A 25,354-nucleotide genomic window follows, 5' to 3' on the forward strand; every position below is an offset into this window, starting at 1 on the left:
CTAGTCCACCTTCGCGCCGGAGGCCTTCACCACCTTCGCCCACTTGGCGTGCTCGCTGTCGATGAGCTTGGCGAACTCGGTCGGCGTGTTGCCGCTCGGAATCGCTCCCTGGGCGAGCATCTTTTCCTTGATCGCCGCGGTGCCCAGCGACTTGGCCACTTCCTGCTGGATGCGGGCGACGATCTCGGGCGAGGTGCCGGCCGGCGCGAGCAGGCCGAACCATGAGCTGGCCTCGTAGCCTTTGAGCGCGGGGCCGCCCGCTTCTTCCACTGTCGGCACGTCGGGCAGCGCCGGCGAACGCTGGGCGCTGGTCACGGCCAGTGCCTTCAGCTTGCCGCCCTTGATCTGCTGCATCGACGAAGGCAGGTTGTCGAACATCACGTCCGCATTGCCGCCCACCAGGTCCAGCAGCGCCGGGCCCGAGCCGCGGTACGGGATGTGGGTCATGAAGCTGCCGGTCATGGTCTTGAACAGCTCGCCGGCCAGGTGGATCGACGTGCCGCTGCCGCTCGACGCCATGTTCAGCTTGCCCGGGTTGGCCTTGGCGTACTTCATGAAGTCCGCCACGTTGTTGATGTTGAGCGCCCGGGCCTTGTCGACGTTCATCTCCATGACGTTCGGCACTGCCGCCACGAGCGTCACCGGCACGAAGTCCTTGATCGGGTCGTAGGGCAGCTTGGGGTACAGCGCGCGGTTGATGCCGTGCGTGCCCACGGTGCCCATCAGCAGCGTGTAGCCGTCGTTGGGCGCCTTGGCGACGATCTCCGCGCCCACGTTGCCGCCCGCGCCGGCGCGGTTGTCCACGATGAACTGCTGGCCGAAGGCCTTCGACAGCTCCGGCGCCACCGCACGCGCCAGGATGTCGGTGGTGCCGCCCGGCGCGAAGGGCACGACGATGCGCACCGGCTTGGTCGGCCAGGCGCCCTGCGCGGCCACGGGGCCCGCGGCCAGCAGCAGCGTGCCGGCGGCAGCCAGGGCGAGCGCCGTGCGGCGCGAAGCGAAGGGGGAGGGTCTCATGCTGTATTCCTGTTGATGCATGGCGCCGTGTTGTACAGGTCGCGGCACACATCCGCCGCAGGGAATAACCCCGGGTCGAGGCCGACGTCAGGCCGATGCCTTGCAGGCCCCGCTCATGCGCTGCGCGAAATCCTGCGCGCGGAACTGTTCCACCACGAAGTCGACGAACACCCGCGTCTTGGCCGGCAGCAGCTTCTTGCTGGCGTAGTACAGCGACAGCGGCCCGGCGTCCGCGTACCACCCCGGCAGCACGCGCACCAGCGCACCGCTCTGCAGCGAAGGCAGCGCGAAGGGCATCGGCACCAACGCGATGCCCAGGCCCATCGTCGCGGTGCGGCACATCGCTTCGGGGTCGCTGAAGACCAGGCGCGGCGGGCCTTCCACGGCAGGCGCTTCGTCGCCCGCCGCATTGCGCAGCGTCCAGCTGCGCAGCCGGCCCGTGCCCGAGGACCGGCGCACGATGCAGTCGAAGGCCGCCAGCTCCGTCGGGTGGGCCGGCCCGGGCCGGCCGGCCAGGTAGCGCGGCGCCGCCACGGCCACCACGTGGATGCGTGCCAGCTCGCGCGCCACCACGCCCGCCGTGAGGTGGATGCCGCCGCCCACCGCCGCATCGAAGCCCTCGCCGATCAGGTCGACCTGGCGGTTGTCGAAATCCCAGTCGGGCACGATGGCCGGGTAGCGCGCGAGGAAGTCGCCGAGCAGCGGCACCAGGTACTCGCGCCCGAAGGCCTGCCCCATGCTGACCTTGAGCGTGCCGGCCGGCTGGCGCCCCGCCTCCGCGGCGCCGGCCACCGCGTCGGTCAGCGTGCCGAGCGCGCCCGAGATCTGCTGCAGCAACTGCTCGCCGCCCTCGGTCAGCGTCAGCTTGCGCGTGCTGCGCTGAAAGAGCCGCAGGCCCAGCCCGGCCTCCAGACGCGCCACGTTCTTGCTCACGGCCGCCGGCGTCAGGCCCAGGTGCCGCGCCGCCGCCGAGAAGCTGCCGCTCTCGGCGCTGCGTACGAAGGATTCGAGATGGCTCAGGGGCTGCATGGCGGCATCTTCAACCCGCGGTTGAAATTGATAGGGCGCTTTGCAGGCTACCGCAAAAGCAATGGAATCACGACACTGACCTCACCCAAGCAAGTCTTTCAACGATTCCTTCACCCCCTTTCCCATCGGAGCGCACCATGTCCACCCCTACCTCTTCCGCCTCTTCCGCCTCTTCCGCAGTCCTGGCCGGCAAGGCCGCCTTCGTCACCGGCGGCTCGCGCGGCATCGGCGCCGCCATCGTGCGGCGCCTCGCCCGTGACGGTGCCGCCGTCGCCTTCAGCTACGCGAGCAACGACGCCGCGGCCAAGGACCTGGCCGCCAGCATCGAAGCCGAAGGCGGTCGCGCCATCGCGCTGCGTGTCGACAGCGCCGACGCAGCGGCCCTGCGCTCGGCCATCGACGAAGCCGCCCGCAGCTTCGGCCGGCTCGACATCCTGGTCAACAACGCCGGCGTGCTCAAGCTCGGCGCCGCCGACGAGATCTCGCTCGAAGACTTCGACCTCACGATCGCCGTCAACGTGCGCGCCGTGTTCGTCGCCATCCAGGCTGCGCTGCGCCACATCGGCGAGGGCGGCCGCATCATCAACATCGGCAGCACCAATGCCGAGCGCATGCCCTTCGCGGGCGGCGGTGTGTACGCCATGAGCAAGTCGGCCCTCACCGGCCTGGTACAGGGCTTCGCGCGCGACCTCGGCCCGCGCGGCATCACCATCAACAACGTGCAGCCGGGCCCCGTCGACACCGACATGAACCCGGCCAGCGGCCCGATGGCGTCGACCATGCACAGCTTCATGGCGCTGCAACGGCACGGCAAGGGCGAAGAGATCGCCGGCATGGTGGCGTACCTGGCCAGCCCCGAAGCCGCCTTCGTCACCGGTGCCGGCCTGAACATCGACGGCGGCTTCGCTGCCTGACCCTTCGAGCCGTCAGCGAGTCGAGGCCGCCGAGCAGAGCGTGCGCGCAGCCTCGGCGATCCGCTCCGCGCCCACGCGCGACTGCGCTTCGAGCACCGGCGCATAGCCGACCGGAATGCGCGGTGCGCCAAGGCGGGCGATGCGGCAACCCGTGGCTTCCGCCGCGCTCGCCGCGATCTCGGCGCCGAAGCCCGCGGCCTGCACGGCTTCGTGCACCACCAGCAGCCGACCCGTCTTCGCGCACGAGCCGAGCACTGTGTCGCGGTCCCACGGCCACAGCGTGCGCAGGTCGATCAGTTCGACCGCGATGCCCTCCGCCGCCAGCGCTTCGCAGGCCGCATGGCAGGCCTGCAGCTGGCGGCTCCAGCTCACCATCGTGAGCGCATCGCCACGCCGAAGCACGGCGGCGCGGCCCAGTGGCAGCGCCAGCGATTCATCGACCGGTCCGCGCGCACCCCACAGCGCCTTGTGTTCGATGTAGACCACCGGATCGCCGCATTGCATCGCCGCACGCAGCAGCGAATGGTTGTCCTGTGGCGTGCCGGGGCACACCACCACCACGCCCGGCAGATGTGCGAACCAGGCTTCCAGCGATTGCGAATGCTGCGCGGCCGAGGCGTCCCAGATGCCGCCCGGCATGCGCGCGACCAGCGGCACGCGGCCCTGGCCGCCGAACATGAAGCGGTTCTTGGCGGCCTGGTTCACCAGCTCGTCCATGCCGCACAGCGCGAAGTCGACCACGCGCATCTCGACCACCGGCCGCAGCCCTGCCAGCGCCATGCCGACGCCGGCGCCCATGATCGCGGCCTCCGAGATCGGCGTGTCGATCACGCGCTCGCTGCCGAAGCGCTGCTGCAGCCCCTTGTACTGGCCGAAGATGCCGCCGCGGCCCACGTCCTCGCCCAGCACCACCACGCGCGGGTCGGCGTCCATCTCGCGCTGCACCGCGAGCACGGCCGCGTCGGCGTAGCTGAGTTCGACGACGCTCGATGCGGATGCAGCGCCTTTCGCCACGTCGCTGCTCATGTCCATTGCCCGGCTCCGGTGGTCTGTACGTCGGTGAACGCGGCCGATGGTTCCGGCCAGGGCGCCGCATCGGCCATCGCCAGCGCGGCATCGACTTCTTCGCGCGCAGCCTGCTCGATCGCATCGAGCGCGTCGGCGGCCAGGCCTTCCGACAGCAGCCGTGCGCGTGCCCGCAGCAAGGGGTCGGTCTCCAGCGCCGCCGCCAACTCGTCCGCATCGCGATAGGCCGCGGGGTCCACCGACACATGGCCTTTCACGCGATAGGTCAGCGCGTGCAGCAGCCGCGGCCCGTCGCCCGCGCGCACCTCGGCGACCAGGCGCCGTGCCGCTTCGTGCACCGCGACCACATCGTTGCCGTCCACCTGCGTGGCCGCGATGTCCATGGCCAGCGCACGCGCCGAGGCGCCGTCGCCCGCCGTCATCGGCCCGCTCGCCGTGGTTGCGCTCCAGCGGTTGTCCTCGCAGACGAAGAGCACCGGCAACCGGTAGACACGCGCCCAGTTCAGCGCCTCCAGAAAAGGCCCGCGGTTGATCGCACCATCGCCGAAGAAGCAGACCGTGATGGCGTCCTTCTTCTGCAGCTTCTGCGCATGCGCGGCGCCCACCGCGATCGGTAGCCCTGCCGCGACCACGCCGTTCGCCCCGAGCATGCCCACCGAGAAGTCGGCGATGTGCATCGAGCCGCCCTTGCCGCCGTTGAAGCCGGTGGCCTTGCCGAACAGCTCGCACATCATGCGCGCCAGGTCCGCGCCCTTGGCCAGCGTATGGCCGTGGCCGCGGTGGGTGGATGTCAAATAGTCGGCCGCATGCAGGTGGGCGCAGACGCCCGCGGCCACCGCCTCCTGTCCGGTCGACAGGTGCAGCGGCCCGCGCACCTGGGCGCGGCCCGCGGCCTCCTGCCCATAGGCGCTCACGCCGCCCTGGCTGGCCGCTTCGGCGGCATTCTCGAAGGCGCGGATGCGCTGCATCGTCCGGTAGAGCGCAAGGCGCTCCGCTTCGCTCGTCACATGGGTCATCGGCGCGAATCGTATCGATCGCGGTGCATGGCGCGTGACCGGGCTAACCCGGGCGGCACGGCGACGTGGCGAGAGCGGCCGCGGCTTTCAGTCCACCGCGTCGTCCCGTTGCCATTCGCGCAGCCGGCGATACAGCGTGCCGCGCGACACGTGCAGCTGCCGCGCCGCGTGCGAGATGTTGCCCTCGTGCGCGGCCAGCGTGTCCTCGATCAGCTTGCGGCTGTGCCCGCGCAGCGTGCCGTCGTCGGCGACGGCCGTGGCCGGCGTTGGCACAGGCGCTGCTTCGTCATCGGGCTTGGCCGCGCCCGGCATCGCCACCGCATGCCGGAAGTCCACGCCGTCGGGCACCTGCACGCGGGCCTGCAGCCACACGCCCAGCCCGCTGGCCAGGCGCACCGGCTGCGCCGCATCGCGCCGCCCCAATCGCAGCAGCGTCTGCAGGTCGAGCCCGAACATGCGCTCGACGTCGCGCGGCCCGGTTTCGGGCAGCCGGCCGATCAGCCGCGCGCCCGCCGAGTTCAGCCATTCGACGCTGCCGTCGGGCCCCACGCCAGCCAGCGCTTCGAGCGGCGTGCCCAGCAGCCCCGGGCTCGCCTGGAAGCGCAGCACCAGCCGGTCGGCCGACTGTGCCTGCAGCAGCCGGTTCTCGATCGTGGTCGCGTAGAGCGCCACCATCGACGCCGCATCGAAGCCGAAGGGCCGCGCTTCCGCCGTGATGTCGAGCACCGCGGCCAGCCTGCCGTGCACGTCGCGGATCGGCGCGGCCGCGCACTGCATCTCGCGCAGCACGTCGAAGTAGTGCTCCGCCCCGTCCACTGTGCAGGCCTGCCCGGTGCAGGTGACGATGCCCGGCGCCGTGGTGCCGACCATGCTCTCCGCGATGTTCACGCCCAGCCGTGCCGTCTTGCGCAGGATGGGCTGCGCCGGGGCCGACGGGTTGTGCGTCACGTGCACGATCACGCCCTGCGCGTCGGTCAACAGCACGCGCGCGTCGGTGCCGGCCAGCGAACTCTCCATGGTCTGCAGCTCGTCGCGCGCCGCGTCCAGCAGCTCGCGGTTGCGCGTCAGCGTCGCGTGCAGCCGGCTCGGCGTGACGGGGTCGAAGGCGATGAGCCGGCCGCGGTCGCCGTGCGCGCGCGTGCAGCGCATCCACGACTGGATGACCTGCTCGCCGACCAGCCCCGAAGGCCGCACGCCTTCCTCGAAGAACTGTCGCCGCGCCTGCGCGACGCGCTCGGCGCGCGTGGTCGAAAACAGCTGGCGCGGGCCGCCTGCGGCGCTGCGGCTCGAGGGCAGGGACATGGGGCTCTCCTGGGCGGTCGTGAAGAGGGGCGGCGCCGTGGTGGCCCGAATGTGTTCCGCAATGGAACAGTCGCGCGCTAGGGAAATCCCGAGGGTGAAGAAAGGAGCACGGCGAACGATTCTTCGCCTCACAACGACAGGAGACGAGACGATGAAAAAGCTCCACGCCGCGCTGGCGTTCGGTGCGCTGCTGTGCCTGGCCGCAGGGCATGCTTCCGCCCAGGACAAGGGCTCGGCCGAACACATCAAGGCCGCCACCGCGCGCGTCGACAGCGCCTTCATCCGTGCCAATGCCGCGAAGACGCCCGACTGGCCCAGCCACGGACTCGACTATGCCGAGACCCGCTTCAGCAAGCTCGACCAAATCACCACCGGCAACGTCAAGGAGCTCGGCCTCGCCTGGTCGTACAACCTTGAGTCCACGCGCGGCGTCGAAGCCACGCCGCTGGTGGTCGACGGCATCATGTACGTCACCGGCTCCTGGAGCGTGGTGCATGCCCTCGACGTGCGCACCGGCAAGAAGATCTGGACCTTCGACCCCAAGGTCGACAAGTCGAAGGGCTTCCGCGGCTGCTGCGACGTGGTCAACCGCGGCGTCGCGCTCTACCAGGGCAAGGTGTTCGTGGGTGCCTACGACGGCCGCCTGATCGCGCTCGACGCGGCCACCGGCCAGCCGGTCTGGGAGAAGAACACCATCGCCGACCCCACCAAGTCGTACACCATCACCGGCGCGCCGCGCGTCTTCAAGGGCAAGGTCATCATCGGCAACGGCGGCGCCGAGTACGGCGTGCGCGGCTACATCACCGCCTACGACGCCGCCACCGGCGACCAGAAGTGGCGCTGGTTCACCGTGCCGGGCGACCCGTCGAAGCCCTTCGAAGACGCCTCCATGGCCAAGGCCGCGAAGACCTGGGACCCGTCGGCGAAGTACTGGGAATCGGGCGGCGGCGGCACCGCGTGGGACACGCTCACCTTCGACCCCGAGCTCAACCTCATGTACGTGGGCACCGGCAACGGCTCGCCGTGGGCCCACAAGAAGCGCAGCCCCAAGGGCGGCGACAACCTGTACCTGTCGTCCATCGTCGCGCTCGACCCCGACACCGGCAAGTACGTGTGGCACTACCAGGAGACGCCCGGCGACAACTGGGACTACACGGCCACGCAGCCGATGATCCTGGCCGACCTCAAGATCGCCGGCAAGCCGCGCAAGGTCATCCTGCACGCACCGAAGAACGGCTTCTTCTTCGTCATCGACCGCACCAACGGCAAGTTCATCTCGGCCAAGAACTTCGTCGAGGTCAACTGGGCCACCGGCTACGACAAGAAGGGCCGCCCCATCGAAGTCGCCGCCGCGCGCCAGAACGAGAAGCCCGGCGACAGCATCCCCGGCCCCTTCGGCGCGCACAACTGGCATTCGATGTCCTTCAATCCGCAGACCGGCCTGGCCTACCTGCCCGCGCAGAACATTCCCCTGTCACTCATGGACGACAAGGACTGGAAGTTCAACGAGAACAAGCCGGCCCGCCCGCATGCCGCACTGGGCTGGAACACCGCCATGTTCATCAACGCCGAGCCGCCCAAGAGCAAGCCCATGGGCCGCCTCGTCGCCTGGGACCCGGTCGCGCAAAAGGAAGTGTGGGGCGTCGAGCACGTGTCGCCCTGGAACGGCGGCACGCTCACCACGGCGGGCAACCTCGTCTTCCAGGGCACCGCCGACGGCCGCCTGGTCGCCTACAACGCCAAGACCGGCGACAAGCTGTGGGAGACCCCCACCGGCACCGGCGTCGTCGCGGCACCTTCCACCTACATGGTCGACGGCAAGCAGTACGTGTCCGTCGCCGTGGGCTGGGGCGGCGTGTACGGCCTGGCCGCGCGCGCCACCGAGCGGCAGGGCCCGGGCACCGTCTACACCTTCGTCGTCGGCGGCAAGGCACCCAAGCCCGAGTTCGTGCAGTACCGCATGGACAAGCTGCTGCAGGGCGTGAAGTACGACCCCGCCAAGGTACCCGACGGCACGCTGCTCTACGTGAGCAACTGCGTCTTCTGCCACGGCGTGCCCGGCGTGGACCGCGGCGGCAACATCCCCAACCTGGGCTACATGAACGCGAGCTTCATCGAGAACCTCGACAAGTTCATCTTCAAGGGCCCGGCCATGGAGCGCGGCATGCCGGACTTCAGCGACAAGCTGAGCATGGAAGACGTGGAGAAGATCAAGGCATTCATCCAGGGGACGGCCGACGCAGTGCGGCCAAAGTAGAGCAGCCGCAGCGAGCGCAACAGCAAGGGCAGGGCGCCCTTGCATCGGTGCGCAGTGCATTCGATTTTTGAGGAAGCCTCAAAAATCCCCCAAGTATTTGTCGATTGTGCTTGTCAAAGCCGCTCCTTAGAGTGCCCCTTGCGCCATGTGCCCCGATGCATGCGCGCAAGGAGTACCCAGGATGTTGAAGTTCGACCCCAACCTGCGCTGGCTGTTCACCGAGCTGCCGATGTGGGAACGATACGCCGCGGCCGCGCGCGCCGGCTTCAGCGGCGTGGAAGTGGCCTTTCCCTACGAATACCCCGCCTCGCGGCTGAACGCGCTGCTGCGCAACGAGGGCCTGTCGCTCGTGCAGATCCTCGCGCCGGTCGACTGGGAAGGCGGCTCGCGCGGCATCGCGGCGCTGCCGGAGTTGCAGGCGGAGTGCAGGCACAGCGTCGAGACCGCCATCGAATACGCGATCGGCGTGGGCAAGCCGATGGTGCACGTGCTCGCCGGCAACCTGGAACCGCACCACCTGCGCACCGAATGCCTGGCGGTGTTCAAGGAGAACCTGGCCTACGCGGCCGATCTCGCGGCGCGCGAGGGCATCACCATCATCATCGAGCCGGTGTGCCACGCGCGCTTTCCGGCCTACCTGTATTCGCGGCTCGACGAGGGCACGGCCATCATCGACGAGCTGGGCAAGCCCAACCTCAAGCTCTGCTTCGACACCTACCACGTGCAGATGCAGGAAGGTGCGCTCACCGATCGGCTGCGCAAGGTCTTCCCCTACCTCGGCCACGTGCAGATCGGCAACACGCCCGGCCGCAACGAGCCCGGCGTGGGCGAGCTGGACCTGGGCTACTTCTTCAAGACACTCGACCAGCTGGGCTGGGACCGTTGGGTGGGCTGCGAGTACGCGCCGTCGAGCACCACGCTTCAATCCATCGACTGGCACGCCCCCTTCAAGAACCGCCCATGAAAATCCTGAGCTACATCCACGACGGCCGGCCCTCCTGGGGCGCATTGGAGAACGACGTGCGCGTCGTCGACCTCGGCTTCATCGCGCCGAGCTTGTGCGACGCACTGGCCGCCGCCGACATCGATGGAATCCGCACGCGCCTGGCAGACGCCGACCGCTCACGTGCGCTGCGCCTCGACCAGATCCGCCTGCTGCCCGTGGTGCCCGACCCGCAGAAGATCGTGTGCATCGGCCTCAACTACGAAGCCCACCGCCTCGAAGCCAAGCGCGCCGAGACCAAGCACCCCACGTTGTTCCCGCGCTGGCCCACGTCGCAGAACGCGCACGGCATGAACATCCCGCTGCCGCCCGAGTCGGTGCAGCTCGACTTCGAAGGCGAGATCGCGCTCGTCATCGGCAAGGGCGGCCGCCGCATCGCGCAGAAGGACGCGTGGCAACACATCGCCGGCTATGCACCCTACAACGACGCCTCTATTCGCGATTGGCAGTACCACACCACCCAGTGGGGTGCCGGAAAGAACTTCGACGGCACCGGCGCCTTCGGCCCCTGGATGGTGACGCGCGACGAAGTGCAGGACGGCCAGCGCCTCGAACTCGTCACCCGCCTCAACGGCGAAGAGGTGCAACGCGGCAACACCGACCAGCTGATCTTTTCGATCCCCGTGTTGATCCACTACATCTCCACCGTCATGACGCTGATGCCCGGCGACGTGATCGTGACCGGCACGCCCGCCGGCGTCGGCGTGAAGCGCGAGCCGCAGCTCTTCATGAAGGACGGCGACCGGATCGAGGTCGAGGTGATCGGCATCGGCAAGCTCGAGAACCGCGTGGTGCGGGAAGAGGCCTGATCGCCCTGGCCGACCCCTACATGGAGACACCCACGATGTATCGCCTTTTTCGCCACCTTCCTCGCCGCCGTCTTCTTGCCCTGTTCGCACTGTCGGGCGCCGTCGCGCTCGGCCCGGTCATGGCGCAGCCCGAAGGGCCGTTCCCCGACCGCCCCATCAAGCTCGTGGTGCCGCTGTCCCCCGGTGGCGTCACCGACGTGTTCGCGCGCGTCGTCGGGCAGCAGCTCGGCAAGGAGCTCGGCGGCACGGTCGTCGTCGAGAACCGCCCCGGTGGCGACGGCGTGATCGGCAACGCCTACGTGGCGCAGGCCAAGCCCGACGGCTACACGCTGCTCTTCGCCGTGCCATCGCTCGCGATCGATCCGGCGCTGGGCCGCAAGCTGCCCTACGACGCGCTCAAGGACTTCACGCTCATCGGGCTGGCGGCCGCGTCGCCCAACCTGCTGGTGGTCAGCGCCAAGATGCCGGTGGAGGACGTCAAGTCGCTCGTGCAGCTCGTCCACGACAACCCCGGCAAGTTCAACTACGGCCACCCGGGCGTGGGCACCACCGCACATCTGAGCTTCGAGCTCTTCAAGCTGGCGGCCAGGCTCGACGCCACGGCCATTCCGTACAAGGGCTCGGCGCCGATGATCGTGGAGCTGGCGAGCGGCCAGGTCTCGATGACCAGCATGGCCGCCATCCTGGCCATGGCCGAATCGAAGGCCGGCCGCGTGCGCGTGCTGGCCACCACCGCGCCGAATCGCTCGCCGCAGTTCCCCAACGTGCCCACCATGGCCGAGGCGGGTTATCCCACCGCCATGGTGCAGCCCTGGTTCGGCATCGTCGGCCCGGCCGGCATGCCGCCGGCCGTCGCCGACAAGCTGGTCGCCGCGCTCGGCAAGGCGCTGACCGCGCCCGAGGTCAAGCAGCAGCTGGCGGCGGTGGGTGGCGACGTCGCCACCGCCACGCCCGCCGAGTTCCGTGCGCTGATCGAGAAGGACACCGCGCGCTGGACCAGCCTGGTCAAGCAGGTCGGGCTCACCGTCTCGTCGAACTGATGCCACCGAAGCCAGGGAAAGAAAGCCACCGATGCTGACCCGCGAAGACAACGAGAAGCTCACCCGGACGGGCCGCGGCACGCCGATGGGCACGCTGTTCCGCAGCTACTGGGTGCCGGTGCTGCTGTCTGAAGAGCTGCCCGAGCGTGACGGTGCGCAGATGCGCGTTCGCATCCTGGGCGAAGACTTGCTCGCCTTCCGCGACACCGATGGCCAGGTGGGCCTGGTGGAGCCGCGTTGCCCGCATCGCGGAGCTGACCTCTACTTCGGCCGCAACGAGCACGGCGGCCTGCGCTGCGCCTACCACGGCTGGAAATTCGACGTGGCCGGCCGATGCGTCGACATGCCCATCCTGCCGCCCGAGTCGGCGCAGAAGATGTGCGCCAGGGTCGCCATCCAGGCCTATCCCACGCGCGAGTGGGGCGGCATGGTGTGGGCCTACATGGGCCGCTCGGACAAGGGCGAGGACGAGGCCGCAGAGCTGCCCGCACTGCCGCAGATGGAATTCGCGCTCGTCCCCGAATCGCATCGCTACGTCTCCAAGAAGCTGCAGGAATGCAACTGGGCGCAGGCCGCCGAAGGCGGCATCGACACCGCGCACTTCTCCTTCCTGCACATGCCGGTGGCCCGCAGCGAAGAAGAGTTCGCGCAGCGCGCGCTGCGCGCCGTGCGCGGCTACAACGCGCAGTCGATGAACCAGGACCACGTGCGCTGGATGCGTGAAGACCCGCGCCCGCGCTACCAGGTCAAGCGCCATGCCGCCGGCCTGGTGCTGGGTGCGTCGCGCCAGGCCGACCCCGGCGAGCACTACTGGCGCATCGCGCAGTACCTGATGCCCTGCCACGGCTACACGCCCAGCGCGGCCGAAGGCCAGACCTACCATGGCCAGAGCTGGATGCCCATCGACGACCAGACCTGCTGGATCTTCTGCTACTCGTGGAACCCCGAACGGCCGCTCACCCGCGAGGAAGTCGCGTCGTACCAGACCGGCGGTGCCGTCTATCCCGCACGCGACGCGCACTACATGCCCGTGCGCAACCGCGCCAACCAATACCTGCTGGACCGCGCCATGCAGAAGTCGGAGAACTTCACCGGCATCGAGGGCGTGTCGGAGCAGGACGCGGCCATCCAGGACAGCCAGGGCCGCATCGCCGACCGCACGCACGAGATGCTGGGGCCGACCGACATCGCCGTGGTGCAGTTCCGCCGACTGATGCTGCAGTCGGCCGATGCCGTGGCGCAGGGCGAGGCGCCGCCGGGCCGCGACGAACCCGAGGCCTACCGCGTGCGCGGCGGTGGTACGGTGGCGCCGGCCGGCGACGATTTCGATGCGGTGATGCAGCGGCGCTTCGGTGACGACGTGGGCCGGGTTCGGGCCGAAGCCGACGCCACCGCGCCCTGAAGCGCCGGCGCCGCGACACCGGCGCGTGCGGCCGCAGGAAGGCCGTGGTCTGGAGACAATCGTGCAACTGTCCCAGCACCACGGACCCTTTCCCATGAACCTCACGTTGAAGCAGCTGCGCGCCTTCGTCGCAGTGGCCGATGCCGGCAACTTCACTGCCGCGGCGCAGCAACTGCACGTCACGGCCTCGGCGTTGAGCCTGATGATCAAGGAGCTGGAATCGGTCGTCGGCACGCGTCTCTTCGAGCGCACCACGCGGCAGGTGCACCTGTCACCCGCGGGCCGCGACTTCCTGCCCTCGGCCCACCGCCTCGTCGACGACCTGGCGCGCGCCGTCGAGGGCATCCGCGACTACCAGCTCAGCGCCCGCGGCACCTTGCGCATCGCGAGCTCGCCCATGTATGCCGGCACGCTCGTGCCGCGACTCGTCGCGGCGTACCGCCAGCAGTTCCCGGGCGTGAAGGTCTACCTCATCGACGTCGTCACCGACCAGGTCAGCGCCAAGGTCGCGAGCGGCGATGCGGACGTCGGCATCGCACCCGAACGTTCGGTGCCGCGCGAGGTGATCCAGAAGCAGCTCTTCCGCGACCCTTTGCAACTCGTCTGCCGACCCGACCATCCGCTGGCCGCGATGGATGTGGTGCCCTGGTCCGAGGTGCTGCGCCATCCCTTCATCTCGCTGCCCGTCGACTACGCGGCGAACATGCGCGCCGACCTGGCCTACCACTCCGAAGCCCTGACGCTCGAGCCCGCCACGTACGTCAACTTCATCACCACCGCGCTGGCGCTCGTGCAGGCCGGGGAGGGTGTCACCGTGCAGCCCTCGGCCGCCGAGCCGCTGGCAGCGGCTTATGGCCTGCAGGTGAAGAACCTCAAGGACCCGGTCATCCAGCGGCGCATCTGCCTGCTGCGGCCGCGCGAGCGCGAGAGTTCGCCGTCGGCGGAGGGCTTCTGTGCCTTCGTGGAGGCACGGTTCGCGGACACCTCGCCTTCGAGCCGCCCCTCTCGCCCCGCTTCGACTCGCCGCTAGGTCTTCTCTCTCGCATACGCCTTCATCACCAAGTTGGAGGACGACATCGCTACCCCCGTCCAGAACAATGCGCTCAGCTCACGGAGGACCTATGCGCAGAACTCGGACGATCTCACTCGCATTGCTGAGCTTGGCGCTGATCGCGTCTCGCGTGCATGCGGTGACCAGCGAAGAGCTGGAAGAACTCACGCGCCAGCGCGACGCCGCGCAAGCCCAGCGCGACATCGCCACCGCCAACGCCGAAGCGGCCAAGGCCAGGCTGGGATCGATCGACACCAGCACGCTGCCCAAGGGCACGGGCGTGGCCGCGTCCCTCAACGTCGAGGGAAAGATCCTCGCCACGCAGGCCGTGTCCGCCATCGCGACGACGATCGCGGCGGACGTCGCTTCGGTGAATCCCAAGCCGTCGGCCGTCGTCATCTACAGCGAGCATGAGCTTGCCGCCGTGCTGCAGTACCGCACCTTCCTGCGCCAGGTGGAACTCGCGAAGAAGTCCGAGGCCGCCACCGTGCTGCCCAAGCTCGAATCGGAAAGCGCGTGCGCCGCCCGGGCCGGACCCCGCGCCAGTGCAGCCGATGAAAGCGGCGGCGGCACAGGACTTCCGCCGCTGGCGGCGGTCGGCGCCGCACTGCAGGTGCTGTCGCTCTTCAAGATCGACAAGAAGTTGGACGGCATCGACGTCGAGATCACCGATTTCGTGCTGGCGACGGAAGTCATGGGCAAGCTGTCGGCGCAGGGCATTCCCACGGTCTACCCGCCGAGCTACCTGCCTGGTGCCTTCGGTTCGACATCGCAAAGTTCCGAAGCGCTCACCAAGTACAACGAACTCGCCGGCGGCATCAAGACGCTGGACGGCTTCATCATCGACGCCGGACTGAGCCGCGACGGCGTCAACAAGCGCGCAGCCGCCAGCGGCGCCAGCGCCGCCTGCAAGAGCGCCGCCGCGCGCGACGCCGACGCGCTGAACCGGGCCGAAGCCAGGGCCCGGGCACAGCTCGCCGCGGCAACCCAGCTCAACACGGCGCTCAACGCGGTCGACGAGAAGACCGGTGCCTCGACGCTGCAGAAATTGATGCTGGCCGAAGCCCTCGCCAGGCACTTCAAGTCAGCGCCCTTTGTTCTTCAACTCAAGCCCTTCGCGGCCGGCGGCGCCACCTTGACGAAGACGAACCTCTTCACCACCAACTTCTACTTCAGCGGCGGGGCCATCGTGTCCTACCTGCTTATCAACGGCGAGACCGGTGAGACCGTCAAGGCCCGCACCGTTCCGATGTACGGCGGCTTCATCAAGAACGGCGACCTGCCCGGTATGCCCGGCGCACCTGGCACGGCCGGCCCTAACCCCTGACTCATCTGCAGACCTCGAACCACGGACTCACAGCCATGACGAATTCCAAATTGACCAACGGTGCCGCGCTGCTCATCACGCTGGCCTTCCTGCTGGCCTCTGGCTGGTTGCTCTACGCGTTCGGCCTGACGGGAGACAAGGCCTGGGACCGCGCGGTCGTCGTCTACAACGCGCTGACCTCCGTGGGCTTCGCCGCGGTGGGCGTGCTGCTGGGCACCAAGGTCCAGCAGGTCAACGTCGAGAAGGCGAACGGCGAGGCCGACAAGGCCAAGGCCGACGCCGCGCGAAAGGCGGACGCCATCAAGACGGCGCTGACCGAAATGGGCAAGCCGCCTGCGGCCGCCGTCGACGAGGCCGGCGGGGGTATCGCCCCGCTCACCCATGCGCAGATCATCCTGCGGCAGGCCCTCCAATGACCACGCAGATTCCCCCCTTCCTGCGCGAGCTGATGGCCATCGGCTCGCCCATCGCGATGGCAGCCAATGCCGGGCGGCGCAACAGCGTGGACGTGTCGATGGCCTGCCAGGAAGCCGACCTGTGGTGCTGGGCGGCTGTGGTGCAGGCCCTCGAGCTCATCGGCGGCAAGGCGGTCGACCAGTCGTCGATCGCGACGGAGCACGTCTCTGCGAACCAGCCCGGCCTGGTCTGCACGCCGCACGACCCGATCGACAGCGGCTCCCGATGCGGCGACCCTTGCCAAGGTACCTGCAACAGCCCCCACATCCTGAGCCGCGTTCTCGACGAGCGAGGCCTGCTGGCTGCGCCGCCGCGACAGGTCACGCCGGACTTCGACGACGTGGTCGCAGTCATCGACAACAAGAAGCCGCTGCCGGTTCGCATCCGGGTGGACACCGGCGCCGGCGGCGGCCATTTCATCTGCGTGGTCGGCTACTCCGACGATGGTGCGGGCAACCAGTTCGTCGAAGTGCTCGACCCCCTCGTGCCCGGCGTCGGGCAGGGGCCTGCGGACGTGCGCAACGTTCCCTTCTCGACCTTCGTCGGCGGCAAGTACCCGATCAACGGGGACTTCGGAACGCCCAACTTTATCTACGATGTCCGGGTCTAGCCATGCCTATCACCACTGCCCAGGCCCCCCAGGGGGCGACCGATGCGGCCCACCGTGGTTTCGATGCGCTGCATCGCGCGCAGGCCACCGTCACCGTGGCTTCGAAATCCGGCGGCGGTGTCGCCAGCCTTCACGAGCCGCTGGCGGTGTACAGCCTGTCCGGCGCCGAGTCGGCCGCTGCGATGACGATTGCACAAGCCCGGCAGACCGGCTGGCGCTACCTGATCGGCCAGGGCGCGGCGATCCGCTCCATCGAGATCGTCGGCGACGAGGTCACGGCGATCACGCAGGGCCAGGTGGCGGCCAACCTGGCGCATGCGCTCGCCGTGGCGTCGGACGCCGTCGATGCCGCGAAGCGCTATGAAGCGCGCGTGCTGGAATTCGGCCGTGCGGGAAACAGCGTGCTCTGGTTGCATGCAGACGACGGCTCGGACCGCTTCTTCTCGCTCGGGGCGGAAGCCCGCGAACTCGAGGTGGGCCCGACCTTGGAGCAGGCGAGCCGCAAGGCGCAGGCGCGCCGAAGCCTTTCGGCGCCTGCGAACGCAACGCCAGAGGCGCTGCGCGCGGACGAGGACGAATCGGGCGGGTGAGGAGGGCTCGGGGCCGCGGCTCGGCCTGCAGCTTCAGCCCCGGATGTTCGCGATCGTCGCCTGCATCAAGGCCACGACCTTGGGCGGCGCGTCGTCGCCCGCATACGCCAGCACTTCGCCGGTGCACACTGTGAGCAGCCTGCCGGCGTTCTGCACGCGGCCGATGGCCACGAAGCGCTCGCCCAAGGCCGGCCGCATCAGGTTGATCTTGAACTCGGCCGTGACCACGTCGCACTCGGCAGGCGCTTTCGTCAAGGCCGCATAGCCGCAGGCGCTGTCGAGGATGCTCGCGATGGCGCCGGCATGCACGTAGCCGCGCTGCTGCGACAGGTGCGTGGCGTAGGGCATCTCGATGCGAACCTCGCCTTCCTCCACCAGGAGCAGGCTGGCGCCGATGGTCTTCATCAGGCCTTGCGTGGCGAAGCTGGCCGAGATTCGTTGCTGTGTGTCTGTCATGGTGGCCGGCGGTCCGGTTCGGTCGATTCTGCATGCGAGCGGGAAATCGCCAAGACCCCGCGCGATTCAGCCAAGGCCGGCCGCAACCCGGCACCTACGATTCGGCATCGACCCCGGAGACCGCATGCCGCTTCACTACCTCGAACACTACCTGCTGCAGACCAGCGACATCGCCAAGACGATCGACTGGTACGAACACGTTCTGCAACTGCGCCGCGGACCCACGCCCGACTTCGGCTTTCCGGTGCAGTGGATGTACATCGGCGAGAAGGACGTGCTGCACATCACCCATGGCGGCGCCAAGGCCTCCGACAACCGCAAGGCCTACCTGGGCCAGCAGTCGCAGGCGCTCAGTGGCACGGGCGTGATCGACCACGTGGCGTTCCGCTGTTCGGGCCTGGCCGACATGCTCGACAACCTGCGGCGCGCCGGTGTCGAGTTCAAGGAGCGGCAGGTCAACGACCAGGGTGTGTACCAGGTCTTCCTGTTCGATCCGAACGGCGTGAAGGTCGAGCTGAACTTCCCCGTCGAGGAGGCCCGTGCCGCCGGCGTGACGGCACCCGTGAGCGCCAAGCATTTCGAGTATCAGCACGTCGAAGACGAGCGCTGATCCAGCGACGCGGCACGCCACACGAGCACGAAGCCGAACGAAGACAACGACAACGACAACGACAACGACGGAGACAAGCCTGATGAAGCAACGAATCGATCAAGGCACGAACCTGCGGCGGCGCACGCTGATCGCCGGCCTGGCCGCTGCCGCGCTGCCTGCCATGGCACCCGCAATCGCCCTGGCACAAGGCACCGCCTGGCCGCAAAGACCCATCAAGCTGATCGTTCCGCAGGGCCCGGGCGGTGGCGTCGACATCGTCGCGCGCATGCTCGCACCGCTGCTCGGCGAGGCGCTGGGCCAGCCCATCGTGGTGGACAACAAGCCGGGCGCGTCGACCAACATCGGCGCGGAGTTCGTGGCGCGCGCCGCGCCCGATGGCTACACGGTGCTGTTCGGCATCAACCAGACGGCGACGATGAACCCGCACATCTATCCGAAGCTCGGCTTCAATGCACTGACGGACCTGGTGCCGGTCACGCAGACCTCCACCGTGGCCTACGTGCTCACGGTCAACAATGACCTGCCGGTGAAGACGCTGGCCGAACTCGTGGACTACGCGCGGAAGAACCCGGGCAAGCTTTCGTACGGCAGCTATGGCGCCGGCTCCGCGCACCATCTGCTGACCGAGATGCTCTCGGGCACCGCCGGCATCCAGATGACGCAGGTGCCCTACAAGCAGCCGCCGGTGACCGATCTGATCTCGGGCAACATCCAGGTGCTCGTCGACGTCAGCGCGGTGATGCTGCCCTACGTCAAGGCGGGCTCCGTGCGCGGCCTGGCCTACACCGATGCGCAGCGGCATCCGGCGTTTCCCGAGTTGCCCACACTCAGCGAGACCTACCCGCAGCTCGTGATGGTGGGATGGCACGGCGTGTGGGTGCCGAAGGGCACGCCGCAGCCCATCGTGGACCGGCTCAACAGCGAGTTCCGTCGCATCGTGCAGCTGCCCGAGATCCGCAAGAAGCTCGCGGACTTCAGCGTGCAGTCCACGGGCACCAGCGTTTCGGAGTTCCGCGACATCATCGCGCGCGATCACCAGCGCTGGGGCGCGGTGATCCGCGAGCGCAACATCCGGATCGACTGACCCATGAGCACGATGAGCGCGATGAACACGACAGGCACGATGAACATGGGCTTGTTCGACTTCTCGGCCCAGCGCGTGCTGGTGGTGGGCGGCAGTTCGGGCATCGGCCGCGCAGCGGCGCAGGCCTTCGCGCTGGCGGGCGCGCACGTCACCATCGCGTCGCGCAGCGCATCGAAAGTGCAGGCGGCGGCCGGAGCCATCGGCTGTGCCGGCATGGTGGTCGATGCGACCACGGACGACGACGTCGCGTCGCTGGCCGCGGGCCAAGAAGCCTGGGATCACGTCGTCGTCTCCGCCGCGCAGACACCCACCGGCCCCGTTCGCACGATGACGCTGCCCGACGCGCAAGCGGCGATGGGCAGCAAGTTCTGGAGCGCCTACCGCATCGCGAAGTCGGTGCCGATCGCGGACGGAGGCTCGCTGACCTTCGTCTCCGGCTTTCTGGCCGTGCGTCCCAACCCGAAGATGGTGTTGCAGGGTGCGATCAACGCCGCGCTCGATGCGCTGGGCCGAGGCCTCGCGCTGGAACTGGCACCGGTGCGCGTCAACACCGTGTCGCCCGGCCTCATCGAGACGCCCCTGTGGGACCGCGCCGACCATGCAGCCAGGGCGGCCGCCTTCGACGCAGCTCGACGCTCCCTGCCGGTGCGCCGCGTCGGGCATCCGGACGACGTGGCACGCGCCATCCTGTACCTGGCGGCCAACGGCTTCGCGACCGGCACCACCGTGCGGGTCGACGGCGGCGGCGCCATCGCTTGAGGAGGCGAGGACATGCGCACGCTCATCGTCGGCTCGGGCCCCATCGGCAGCTACCTTGCGGCGCGGCTGCAGCTCTCGGGCGCCGACGTGGTCCTGCACGGCAAGGGTGACGCATTCGCGCGCATCGCCGGTCAGGGCGGCCTGACGCTGCAGCCGCTGGAGGCGCCGGAGCAAGCCCGCCACGTGCCGCTGCAGTGCAGCGTCGACGTGCCGCCGCCCGGCGGCTGGGACCTGCTGGTGCTCGCCGTCAAGGCGCAGGATCTGGGCCGCGCCGCGCAGCAGTTCGCCGCGCATGCCCGCGGCGCGACCATCCTGCTGCCGCAGAACGGGCTGCCCTGGTGGCAGTACCTCGGCACCGACACGCCGCCGCTGCGCTTGCAGGCGGTCGACCCCGGCGGGCTGGCGGAGGCCGCGCTGCCGCTCGATCGCATCGCCGGTTGCGTCGTGACCAAAGGGCTGTCGATGAACGCAGAGGGCACCCTGGTCGAAGTCAGCGTGGCCAGCGACCGCTTCGCGCTGGGCGATGTGGTGCGCGGCTCGCAGGCATCCGGCGCCCCTTTCGACCTGCTTCGGCGCGCGGAGTTGCCGGTCGCGCTGAGCGAGGACATCCGCGTCGACAAGTGGCGCAAGCTGCTGGTCAACGTCGCTTTCAATCCACTGGGTGCGCTGTCGCAACTCGGCTTCGGCGAAGTGCTCGACGAGCCCGAGGGCGAGCGGCTGGCGCGCGCCATGATGAACGAGGCCATGGCCGTGGCGCGCGTCAGCGGGCTGGCCGAGCCCATCGACGCGGAAGCCGCCTTCGCGCGCGCCCGCAGCAGCCGCCACCACCGCACGTCGATGTTGCAGGACGTGCAGGCCGGCCGGCCCTTCGAACTCGAGCCCATCGTCGGCGTGCTGCTCGAACTCGCGCAGCGCCGGCGCATCGAGGTGCCGGCGCTCGCCACCGTCTACAGCTGCCTGCGCCTGCTGAACCTCAGCGTGCGGAAGGGGCCCATCCGGCAGGTGGTGCGCGAAAACCGCGGAGCGTAGCGGCGGTGCGGGAAACGCCCGATTGCCGCTTGCCACCGCTTCGCTACAAGCGGGTGATGACGTCCAAGCCCGCCTCGTCCATGCTCAGCCGCGCGGTGCCCACCTTTTCGCTGGCGCAGAAGACCTTCTGCTGGTCCGGCTTCGGCGTGCGCAGCACGGCGGATGCCCAGCGCGACATGGCGCCCCATCGGCATTCGTTCTTCCAGGTCTTCTTCGTGGCCGGCGGCACGGCCACGCACGAGATCGCCGGGCGCACGCACCATGCGCGCGGCGGCAGCATCTTCTTCGTGCCGCCCTACACCGTGCACCGCGTGGCCTTCCCCGCCGATGCCGAGTGCTACGTCATCTACTTCAGCGCGCAGTTCATCCAGCAGAACCTAGACCTGCCCGACGACGCGGCGCACCAGAACGCCGAGCTGATGAAGCTGCCCGAGCTGGCTCCGTTCTACTTTCAGCCGCAGTGCAGCTACGAGCTCGATGCCGATGAAACGGCCGAGGCCCGGGCGCGCTGCCAGCGCATGCTCGAGGCCAGCGCGCGTCGCGGCATCTTCGACGCCACCCGCGCCCGGGCCGAGCTGAACCTGCTGCTCGCTCAGGTCGGCGACAAGTACCTGCCTGAGTTCCAGCGCCTGGAGCGCGAAGGCGCCGTGCAGCGCCACATCGACCGCCGTGCCGGCGCTGCCGTGGCCTATCTGGCGCAGAACTTCCGGCGCAGCATCACCCTGGGCGACGTGGCGGCCGAAGTGCACCTCACCGGCACCTACCTGACGCACCTGCTCAAGCAGGAAACCGGCAAGACGTACAAGCACCTGCTCGACGAGATCCGCCTCGAGCACGGCAAGCAACTGCTCGCCTACACCGACATCCCGATGCTCAAGGTGGCCGAAGACTCGGGCTTTCTCGACCAGGTGCATTTCACCAAGCGATTCAAGCTGTACACCGGCATGACGCCGGGCCAATACCGGCGGCTGCACCATGCGCCGCTGCAGGACGAAGTGACACTGGCCTGAACGCCGGGCGCGTGCGGCCGCCACACCGCCGCGCGCGAAATCGCCAAAGGCCCGGCGCTTTTGAACAAGCACACGGCGCCCGCAGAAGCCACAGTTCGAGGAACGCGCCCGATGCGGCGCAGAACACACCGAACATGCACAGCTCCATCGTCTACACACGCCTCCCCGCGGCCGCCCTGCGTTGCGATTGCGCCGATGCCGCGCCCTTCGGCGTGGCCGACCTGCACGAAGCCATGGGCGCACTGGCCGGGCGGCAGACTCTCATGCAACCGGGCATGCGCGCGCTCGACCACGGCCTGCGCATGGCGGGGCCGGCCGTCACGGCGTTTTGCGATCCCGGCGACAACCTGATGGTGCAGAAGGCACTGCGATTGGCCGAGCCCGGCCAGGTGGTCGTGCTGAGCAACGGGGGCGGCCGCCAGGGCGCGTTGTTCGGCGAGATGATGGGCACCTACGTGCTGCACAAGAAGCTGGCGGGTGTCGTGGTGTGCGGGCCCATCCGCGACGTCGACGCGCTGCGGGCGATGCAGGTGCCCATCTGGTCCACCTGCATTTCGCCGTCGCACCCCGAGCGGCGCGGGCCTGGCGCCGTCAACGTGCCGGTGGTGTGCGCAGGCATCACGGTGCATCCGGGCGACATCGTGGTCGCGGACGGCGACGGCGTCATCGCCATTCCGCCGCGCGCGTTCGCCCGCGTCGTGGAGGCCGCGCGCGCCCGTGTGGCGAAGGAGACGGCGATCATCGCTGCGCTGAAGCGCGGGGAGCATCTGTACGAACTGAGCGGTGCGGACGCAGTGTTTCGCAGCCTCGAGGTCGAAGAGCGGCAGACCGACTGGGAAAGCGACTGTGAACGCGACCGGGACGGCGCCGTGGGAAACGACATCGGCGATGCCGACCATCGCCAGACGCGCTGAGCAAGAACCAAGGAGACTGGATGAGTGCCCCTGTGAATGTGCCGTCGCCCGGCGCGGTGTCGGCGTTCTGCCCACATCGCCGCCGCGCGATGCTGGCGCTGCTGTCGATGGCCGCATGGCCCGGCGCGCAGGCCGCGGCGGGCGCGAGCTTTCCCGCCAAGCCGATCTCGCTGGTCGTCTCGCTGCAGGCCGGCAGCGGCTCGGACGTGGCCAGCCGGCGTGTCGCCGAGCGCATGTCGGCCCGCCTGGGCGTGCCGGTGCCCGTCGAGAACGCACCGGGCGCGGGCGGCGTCGTCGGCGCGTCCAAGGTGTTCAACGCGCGTCCGGACGGGCATACCCTCGGCGCGCTGAACAACGGCCTGGTCTGCCTCGTACCCAACCTCAAGGACCGTCCCGCCTTCGACATCGGCCAGCTCACGCCGATCGGCATGGTGGCCGAACTGCCCAGCGTGCTCGTGGTGTCCGCGGGCCTGCCGGTGCAGACGCTGGCCGAACTGGTCGCGCTCAGCCATCGCAAGCCGGGCGCGCTGTCTTACGGCTCGGTCGGCATGGGCAGTCCGCAGCACGTGGCGATGGAGATGCTCAAGAAGGCGACCGGCGCCGACATCGTGCACGTGCCTTACAAGGGCGGCCCGCAGTCCGTCGCCGACGTGGTGGCCGGGCAGATCGCCGCGACGTGGATCGCCATTCCCGTGGCCATGCCCTTCGTCAAGTCGGGGCAACTGAAGGCGATCGCCACGGGCGGCACCTCGCGCTCTGCGCAGCTCCCCACGGTGCCGACCTTGCGCGAGGCCGGCGTGGCCGATTTCACCTACCTGCCGTGGATCGGCTTCTTCGGCCCGCCCGCGCTGCCCGAGCCGGTGCGCGGCACGTTGCATGCCGCGCTGCAGGAGGCGTTGCACGATGCCGCCACCGCAGCGGCACTGGCCGCGTCGGGCCTGGACGTACGGCCGATGAGCGTCGCGGACTTCGCGCAGCGCTGCACCGCCGAGCGGCGCGAGATGGCCGCGGTGCTCAAGCAACTCGAACTGGGGTGACGATGCCGCTGACCTTGCAGGAAGAACGCGAGCGCTGCTCCGCGGCCGAGGCGTGGCTGCGCGGCGCCTATGCGAAGCCGCTCGTCGAGCCGCCGCAGGGCGCGCCGGTCGTCATGCGTGCCAGCGCGCATCCGCCGGCGGATGCCTGGGTGGTCCCGAACGTGTTCCAACCCTCCTTTACGGTGCTGAACACGATGTCGACCGGACGCATCGCCGTCACCGCGGCATGGGGCGAATCCGCCCATCCCGCGCGCGAGGGCTTCCAGGCGCTGGTGGACGGCCGCACCGACTTCGCGGCCTGCTACACCTCGTGGGAGCCCGAGCGCTTTCCGCTCGCGCAGTTGCTGGCCTTGCCCAAGCTGTTCCCCGACACGGAAGTGGCCACGGCCGCATCCGAAGCCTTGTACGAGCCCTTCCTGCGTGACGAATTCGAACGTGCCGGCGTGCTGCTCGGCCGGCTCAAGGCCACCGGGGCCTATCACCTCTTCGCGCGGCGTCCCATCGAGCGCCTGGCCGACGTGCGCGGCCTGAAGATCGGCACCAACGCCGGCATCGACAGCCGCATCGCCGCCGCATTGGGCGGCCAGCCCGTGCCCTTGCGATCGGTGGACCTGCTGCCGGCCTTCCTGGGCGGCGACGTCGACCTCGTGTCGTTGGCCGACGGCTCGGCCCAGGTCTTCGGCATCGGCCGCCACGCGGCGGCGCGGATGGAAATCGGCGTGTCGATGATGAACCTCGAGTTCGGCCTGGCACGGCGCTTTCACGATGCGCTGCCTGGCGACCTGCGCGTGGTGCTCAACGATTGGCTGCGCGCCCAGTCGCAGGCCGAAGCACAATATTTCTACGGCGTCGGCGGTGCCATCGCACGCGAGGGCTTCGCCGCGGCCGGGTGCCGCTTCGTCACCCTCGACGCCGAGGACGCGCGCCACCTCGATGCCTGCATGGACCAGTTGACCGACGACATCGCCAACGAACTCGACGCGCGCGGGCTGCCGGCTCGCGACTTCGTTCGTGCCGCGCGTGCGGCCGCCGAAGCGCTGCACGGCCGCAGTGCGAACGCGCTGATGCTCGACGCCATCGAAAGGCCGCGCTGGCTGCTGCCCGGCACGCGCGCGGCCTGAACAACCCAAGGACGCACACGCATGCCCGCCTACTGGATCGCCCGCTCGAAGATCTTCGACCCGGAGAGCTACTGGAAGTACGCCGAGCAGGTGCCCGACATCGTCGCGCGCTACGGCGGCCGCCCGCTGGCGCGAGGGGGCCGCTTCCATGTCGCGGAAGGCAGCCAGGAATTCAACCGTTACGTGGTGCTGGAGTTCCCCAGCATGGAAGCCGCCATCGCCTGCCACGCGTCGCCCGAGTACCAGGCGGCGCGGCAGCACCGCCTGCCGCCCCATGGCGAGGCCGAGATCGTGATCGTGGAAGCTGGGGAATTCACCTCGGCGGGCGGGTTGGCGGCGGCCGCTGCTGCCGTCGCTGCTGCGCCCTAGGTGAAAAACATGTGATCGGATCGAGGCCGGTCTGCGTATCGCCTACGCATGACCCATCCTCGAATCCTCACTCCCGCCATTCCCCTCACTCCCCTCGTTCCCCGCAGCCGCGC

The 25,354-nt window shown here is 69.2% G+C and carries 26 protein-coding genes; 20 read left to right on the forward strand and 6 right to left on the reverse strand.

Annotated elements, in window-relative coordinates:
- Both B0W80_RS29430 and B0W80_RS29435 read right to left on the reverse strand, forming a co-directional pair.
- Positions 1-1,017: a tripartite tricarboxylate transporter substrate binding protein gene (locus B0W80_RS29430; protein ID WP_077002705.1), complete on the reverse strand. Its 1,017-nt coding sequence runs from the start codon at positions 1,015-1,017 to the stop codon at positions 1-3.
- Between the two features lie 87 nt (positions 1,018-1,104).
- On the reverse strand, positions 1,105-2,046 hold the full coding sequence (locus B0W80_RS29435) for a LysR family transcriptional regulator (RefSeq protein WP_077002706.1): 942 nt from the start codon (positions 2,044-2,046) through the stop codon (positions 1,105-1,107).
- A gap of 137 nt (positions 2,047-2,183) precedes the next feature.
- Between B0W80_RS29435 and B0W80_RS29440 the strand changes: the two genes are divergently transcribed.
- Positions 2,184-2,960, forward strand: a complete 777-nt coding sequence (locus tag B0W80_RS29440) for an SDR family oxidoreductase (RefSeq protein ID WP_077002707.1) — start codon at positions 2,184-2,186, stop codon at positions 2,958-2,960.
- A 12-nt stretch (positions 2,961-2,972) separates the two neighbouring features.
- Here B0W80_RS29440 and B0W80_RS29445 read toward each other — a convergent pair whose 3' ends face one another.
- The 3 genes from B0W80_RS29445 to B0W80_RS29455 all read right to left on the reverse strand — a co-directional run bounded on the left by B0W80_RS29445 (position 2,973) and on the right by B0W80_RS29455 (position 6,304).
- Positions 2,973-3,992 carry an alpha-ketoacid dehydrogenase subunit beta gene (locus tag B0W80_RS29445; RefSeq protein ID WP_256856723.1) on the reverse strand — a complete coding sequence of 340 codons (1,020 nt, stop codon included), beginning with the start codon at positions 3,990-3,992 and terminating at the stop codon, positions 2,973-2,975.
- Complete coding sequence (locus B0W80_RS29450) at positions 3,983-5,002, reverse strand: thiamine pyrophosphate-dependent dehydrogenase E1 component subunit alpha (protein ID WP_077002708.1); 1,020 nt, start codon at positions 5,000-5,002, stop codon at positions 3,983-3,985. Before B0W80_RS29450 ends, B0W80_RS29445 begins: the two co-directional genes overlap by 10 nt.
- An 87-nt stretch (positions 5,003-5,089) precedes the next feature.
- Positions 5,090-6,304: a helix-turn-helix domain-containing protein gene (locus B0W80_RS29455; RefSeq protein WP_077002709.1), complete on the reverse strand. Its 1,215-nt coding sequence runs from the start codon at positions 6,302-6,304 to the stop codon at positions 5,090-5,092.
- A gap of 151 nt (positions 6,305-6,455) precedes the next feature.
- On the opposite strand from B0W80_RS29455, the gene B0W80_RS29460 reads away from it, so the two are divergent.
- The 10 genes from B0W80_RS29460 to B0W80_RS29505 all read left to right on the forward strand — a co-directional run bounded on the left by B0W80_RS29460 (position 6,456) and on the right by B0W80_RS29505 (position 16,849).
- Entirely contained in the window at positions 6,456-8,561 is a 2,106-nt protein-coding gene (locus tag B0W80_RS29460; protein WP_077002710.1) for a PQQ-dependent dehydrogenase, methanol/ethanol family, read from the forward strand.
- Positions 8,562-8,742: 181 nt separating this feature from the next.
- Complete coding sequence (locus tag B0W80_RS29465; protein ID WP_077002711.1) at positions 8,743-9,525, forward strand: hydroxypyruvate isomerase family protein; 783 nt, start codon at positions 8,743-8,745, stop codon at positions 9,523-9,525.
- On the forward strand, positions 9,522-10,373 hold the full coding sequence (locus B0W80_RS29470; protein ID WP_077002712.1) for a fumarylacetoacetate hydrolase family protein: 852 nt from the start codon (positions 9,522-9,524) through the stop codon (positions 10,371-10,373). Before B0W80_RS29465 ends, B0W80_RS29470 begins: the two co-directional genes overlap by 4 nt.
- Positions 10,374-10,408: 35 nt before the next feature.
- Positions 10,409-11,413, forward strand: coding sequence for a tripartite tricarboxylate transporter substrate binding protein (locus B0W80_RS29475; RefSeq protein ID WP_077002713.1), 1,005 nt, complete (start codon positions 10,409-10,411; stop codon positions 11,411-11,413).
- Positions 11,414-11,444: 31 nt separating this feature from the next.
- Positions 11,445-12,815, forward strand: coding sequence for a Rieske 2Fe-2S domain-containing protein (locus B0W80_RS29480; protein ID WP_077002714.1), 1,371 nt, complete (start codon positions 11,445-11,447; stop codon positions 12,813-12,815).
- A 94-nt stretch (positions 12,816-12,909) separates the two neighbouring features.
- Positions 12,910-13,845 carry a LysR family transcriptional regulator gene (locus tag B0W80_RS29485; RefSeq protein WP_077002715.1) on the forward strand — a complete coding sequence of 312 codons (936 nt, stop codon included), beginning with the start codon at positions 12,910-12,912 and terminating at the stop codon, positions 13,843-13,845.
- Between the two features lie 91 nt (positions 13,846-13,936).
- Complete coding sequence (locus B0W80_RS29490; protein WP_143684829.1) at positions 13,937-15,193, forward strand: hypothetical protein; 1,257 nt, start codon at positions 13,937-13,939, stop codon at positions 15,191-15,193.
- A gap of 35 nt (positions 15,194-15,228) precedes the next feature.
- Complete coding sequence (locus tag B0W80_RS29495; protein WP_077002717.1) at positions 15,229-15,609, forward strand: hypothetical protein; 381 nt, start codon at positions 15,229-15,231, stop codon at positions 15,607-15,609.
- A complete protein-coding gene (locus tag B0W80_RS29500; RefSeq protein WP_077002718.1) occupies positions 15,606-16,259 on the forward strand; it encodes a C39 family peptidase in 654 nt (217 codons plus the stop codon). The genes B0W80_RS29495 and B0W80_RS29500 overlap by 4 nt, the downstream gene beginning before the upstream one ends.
- Positions 16,260-16,261: 2 nt before the next feature.
- A complete protein-coding gene (locus B0W80_RS29505) occupies positions 16,262-16,849 on the forward strand; it encodes a hypothetical protein (RefSeq protein WP_077002719.1) in 588 nt (195 codons plus the stop codon).
- Between the two features lie 33 nt (positions 16,850-16,882).
- On the opposite strand, the gene B0W80_RS29510 is transcribed toward B0W80_RS29505, so the two are convergent.
- Positions 16,883-17,305, reverse strand: coding sequence for a PaaI family thioesterase (locus tag B0W80_RS29510; protein WP_077002720.1), 423 nt, complete (start codon positions 17,303-17,305; stop codon positions 16,883-16,885).
- Between the two features lie 124 nt (positions 17,306-17,429).
- On the opposite strand from B0W80_RS29510, the gene B0W80_RS29515 reads away from it, so the two are divergent.
- The 9 genes from B0W80_RS29515 (at position 17,430) to B0W80_RS29555 (ending at position 25,241) form a co-directional block, all read left to right on the forward strand.
- The gene (locus tag B0W80_RS29515; protein ID WP_077002721.1) at positions 17,430-17,915 is read left to right on the forward strand and encodes a VOC family protein; all 486 of its coding nucleotides are present in this window, start codon (positions 17,430-17,432) and stop codon (positions 17,913-17,915) included.
- A gap of 82 nt (positions 17,916-17,997) precedes the next feature.
- A complete protein-coding gene (locus tag B0W80_RS29520; protein WP_077002722.1) occupies positions 17,998-19,002 on the forward strand; it encodes a tripartite tricarboxylate transporter substrate binding protein in 1,005 nt (334 codons plus the stop codon).
- A gap of 45 nt (positions 19,003-19,047) precedes the next feature.
- Positions 19,048-19,761 (forward strand): SDR family oxidoreductase, encoded by a 714-nt coding sequence (locus B0W80_RS29525; protein ID WP_143684830.1) that lies wholly within the window; start codon positions 19,048-19,050, stop codon positions 19,759-19,761.
- Between the two features lie 12 nt (positions 19,762-19,773).
- The gene (locus B0W80_RS29530; protein WP_256856724.1) at positions 19,774-20,790 is read left to right on the forward strand and encodes a ketopantoate reductase family protein; all 1,017 of its coding nucleotides are present in this window, start codon (positions 19,774-19,776) and stop codon (positions 20,788-20,790) included.
- Positions 20,791-20,846: 56 nt separating this feature from the next.
- On the forward strand, positions 20,847-21,800 hold the full coding sequence (locus B0W80_RS29535) for an AraC family transcriptional regulator (RefSeq protein ID WP_256856725.1): 954 nt from the start codon (positions 20,847-20,849) through the stop codon (positions 21,798-21,800).
- 134 nt (positions 21,801-21,934) lie between these two features.
- On the forward strand, positions 21,935-22,714 hold the full coding sequence (locus B0W80_RS29540) for an RraA family protein (RefSeq protein ID WP_077002723.1): 780 nt from the start codon (positions 21,935-21,937) through the stop codon (positions 22,712-22,714).
- Between the two features lie 20 nt (positions 22,715-22,734).
- Entirely contained in the window at positions 22,735-23,751 is a 1,017-nt protein-coding gene (locus B0W80_RS29545; RefSeq protein WP_256856726.1) for a tripartite tricarboxylate transporter substrate binding protein, read from the forward strand.
- Positions 23,752-23,753: 2 nt separating this feature from the next.
- Entirely contained in the window at positions 23,754-24,872 is a 1,119-nt protein-coding gene (dctP, locus tag B0W80_RS29550; protein ID WP_077002724.1) for a TRAP transporter substrate-binding protein DctP, read from the forward strand.
- Positions 24,873-24,893: 21 nt separating this feature from the next.
- Positions 24,894-25,241, forward strand: a complete 348-nt coding sequence (locus tag B0W80_RS29555; RefSeq protein ID WP_077002725.1) for a DUF1330 domain-containing protein — start codon at positions 24,894-24,896, stop codon at positions 25,239-25,241.
- The last annotated feature ends 113 nt before the right edge of the window (positions 25,242-25,354 follow it).

This window comes from Variovorax sp. KK3 (assembly GCF_001984055.1).
GTDB lineage: Bacteria > Pseudomonadota > Gammaproteobacteria > Burkholderiales > Burkholderiaceae_C > Variovorax.

Coding starts and splice junctions, on each gene's coding strand:
- B0W80_RS29430 (WP_077002705.1), bottom strand. CDS start 1,017: ATGAGACCCTCCCCCTTCGCTTCGCGCCGCACGGCGCTCGCCCTGGCT.
- B0W80_RS29435 (WP_077002706.1), bottom strand. CDS start 2,046: ATGCAGCCCCTGAGCCATCTCGAATCCTTCGTACGCAGCGCCGAGAGC.
- B0W80_RS29440 (WP_077002707.1), top strand. CDS start 2,184: ATGTCCACCCCTACCTCTTCCGCCTCTTCCGCCTCTTCCGCAGTCCTG.
- B0W80_RS29445 (WP_256856723.1), bottom strand. CDS start 3,992: ATGGACATGAGCAGCGACGTGGCGAAAGGCGCTGCATCCGCATCGAGC.
- B0W80_RS29450 (WP_077002708.1), bottom strand. CDS start 5,002: ATGACCCATGTGACGAGCGAAGCGGAGCGCCTTGCGCTCTACCGGACG.
- B0W80_RS29455 (WP_077002709.1), bottom strand. CDS start 6,304: ATGTCCCTGCCCTCGAGCCGCAGCGCCGCAGGCGGCCCGCGCCAGCTG.
- B0W80_RS29460 (WP_077002710.1), top strand. CDS start 6,456: ATGAAAAAGCTCCACGCCGCGCTGGCGTTCGGTGCGCTGCTGTGCCTG.
- B0W80_RS29465 (WP_077002711.1), top strand. CDS start 8,743: ATGTTGAAGTTCGACCCCAACCTGCGCTGGCTGTTCACCGAGCTGCCG.
- B0W80_RS29470 (WP_077002712.1), top strand. CDS start 9,522: ATGAAAATCCTGAGCTACATCCACGACGGCCGGCCCTCCTGGGGCGCA.
- B0W80_RS29475 (WP_077002713.1), top strand. CDS start 10,409: ATGTATCGCCTTTTTCGCCACCTTCCTCGCCGCCGTCTTCTTGCCCTG.
- B0W80_RS29480 (WP_077002714.1), top strand. CDS start 11,445: ATGCTGACCCGCGAAGACAACGAGAAGCTCACCCGGACGGGCCGCGGC.
- B0W80_RS29485 (WP_077002715.1), top strand. CDS start 12,910: ATGAACCTCACGTTGAAGCAGCTGCGCGCCTTCGTCGCAGTGGCCGAT.
- B0W80_RS29490 (WP_143684829.1), top strand. CDS start 13,937: ATGCGCAGAACTCGGACGATCTCACTCGCATTGCTGAGCTTGGCGCTG.
- B0W80_RS29495 (WP_077002717.1), top strand. CDS start 15,229: ATGACGAATTCCAAATTGACCAACGGTGCCGCGCTGCTCATCACGCTG.
- B0W80_RS29500 (WP_077002718.1), top strand. CDS start 15,606: ATGACCACGCAGATTCCCCCCTTCCTGCGCGAGCTGATGGCCATCGGC.
- B0W80_RS29505 (WP_077002719.1), top strand. CDS start 16,262: ATGCCTATCACCACTGCCCAGGCCCCCCAGGGGGCGACCGATGCGGCC.
- B0W80_RS29510 (WP_077002720.1), bottom strand. CDS start 17,305: ATGACAGACACACAGCAACGAATCTCGGCCAGCTTCGCCACGCAAGGC.
- B0W80_RS29515 (WP_077002721.1), top strand. CDS start 17,430: ATGCCGCTTCACTACCTCGAACACTACCTGCTGCAGACCAGCGACATC.
- B0W80_RS29520 (WP_077002722.1), top strand. CDS start 17,998: ATGAAGCAACGAATCGATCAAGGCACGAACCTGCGGCGGCGCACGCTG.
- B0W80_RS29525 (WP_143684830.1), top strand. CDS start 19,048: ATGGGCTTGTTCGACTTCTCGGCCCAGCGCGTGCTGGTGGTGGGCGGC.
- B0W80_RS29530 (WP_256856724.1), top strand. CDS start 19,774: ATGCGCACGCTCATCGTCGGCTCGGGCCCCATCGGCAGCTACCTTGCG.
- B0W80_RS29535 (WP_256856725.1), top strand. CDS start 20,847: ATGACGTCCAAGCCCGCCTCGTCCATGCTCAGCCGCGCGGTGCCCACC.
- B0W80_RS29540 (WP_077002723.1), top strand. CDS start 21,935: ATGCACAGCTCCATCGTCTACACACGCCTCCCCGCGGCCGCCCTGCGT.
- B0W80_RS29545 (WP_256856726.1), top strand. CDS start 22,735: ATGAGTGCCCCTGTGAATGTGCCGTCGCCCGGCGCGGTGTCGGCGTTC.
- dctP (WP_077002724.1), top strand. CDS start 23,754: ATGCCGCTGACCTTGCAGGAAGAACGCGAGCGCTGCTCCGCGGCCGAG.
- B0W80_RS29555 (WP_077002725.1), top strand. CDS start 24,894: ATGCCCGCCTACTGGATCGCCCGCTCGAAGATCTTCGACCCGGAGAGC.